Genomic DNA, 1,331 nt, shown 5'->3' with positions numbered 1-1,331 from the left:
GTGACGGTCCAGTTGCTGGAGCCGGAGACCGAGACGTTGAGGTTGTAGCGGTCGCTCCACCTGTCGCCCGCCGTCACGGTGGCGGTGCACCCGCCTCCTCCGCCACCACCACCGCCGCCGGAGGTGCCACCCACGGTGATGTTGGAGTTCCCGCTGCTCTGGTAGCCCTCGGTGGCCATAATCATGTAGTTGAAGGTGCCCAGGTTCATTCCCTGCCGGGCCCATGCGTCGAAGTGGTTGCCCGTGGTGATGGTTCCACCGGTCCTCTTCGACTGCCGGACGCTCCAGAACTGCTTGAACGTGCGCGTGCCCTCGATGGACGGTGCGTTGACCCGGGTCGTCTCGTAGATGTCATAGGTACCGCCGTCGCTGGTGACGGTGCCCTTGAACGTGCCCGTCGGGCGGTAGGTGCCCCAGTTGTCCACGATGTAGTACTCCACGAGCGGGTTCGTCGACCACCCGTAGAGGGTCAGGTACGCGTTCCCGGACGGGTTGAAGGTGCCCGAGTAGGTCACGCTCCTGCGTCCGCCGGTACTCCAGCCCTTGCCGGCGACGAAGTTGCCGGTGTTGCTCCACGAAGTGCCGTAGCCGCCGCCGGATGCCAGGTTCATCGAGACCGTGCCGGGGCTGTCGGTCCAGAAGGAGTAGTAGTAGCCGTTGTCGGTGCCGGTCTGATTCGAGTTGATGACCGTGTCGGCGTTGGCGGCGCCGGGCAGGGCCAGCACGGCCACGGCAGCCATCGCCGTGGCGAAGGCATTGCGGATGGACCGTCTGAACCTGCCGCGTGTGCGGCTGTTCGACTGTGCGGGTGCGTCGTTCATGTGCGTGCTTTCCTCCTCGTCCTCGTGGGGCCGGGTGGGGGTCCGGGCAGCGCGAGACGCCCTCTGTGGGGGGAACGGTGAACAGGCGATGACGGCGACCGCGCGTCGGTGTCGCGCGTCCCGGCCGGACTTGGCCGGTCGTCGTGCTCGGCAACCGGCCTGGGTGCCGGGTCGGGGGGACCCGGATCGACAGTGATTGAGGTCTGTCGACGGCGAACAGTGTTGATCTGGCTCGGAGGGGTGTCAATAGTTTCGGCAAGGATTACGAAAGCGTCGATCCTGGGAATGGATACTCGGGAGGCAATTACTGCCTGGTCAGTGGCATCAAGGATCGTGGGCGGCGAATTTGATTACCGCATGCGACGAGATGGGAATCAGTGTTCGGGTCGTGCGGTGTCGAAAGTTTCGAAGTCTTTCGGTGCTGTGCGACCCGAGAGGGGAGAGGTGGAGCAGGCGGCTTCCGGCGCACGGACGATCTCGGGCGGGCGGTCCTCGGCGTGTGCGGCCGGC

At 65.6% G+C, this 1,331-nt stretch carries 1 protein-coding gene; it reads right to left on the bottom strand.

The window, feature by feature from the left end:
• The coding region (locus ACFWFI_RS42700) for a glycoside hydrolase family 11 protein (protein ID WP_387401371.1) at positions 1 to 821 on the bottom strand (821 nt) is incomplete at its 3' end.
• Positions 822 to 1,331: the final 510 nt, after the last annotated feature.

The organism is Streptomyces sp. NPDC060209, assembly GCF_042728155.1.
In the GTDB taxonomy this organism is placed as follows: Bacteria; Actinomycetota; Actinomycetes; order Streptomycetales; family Streptomycetaceae; genus Streptomyces.
Note: the sequence above shows the minus strand (reverse complement) of the source record. Positions and strands in the feature narration are given on the sequence as shown.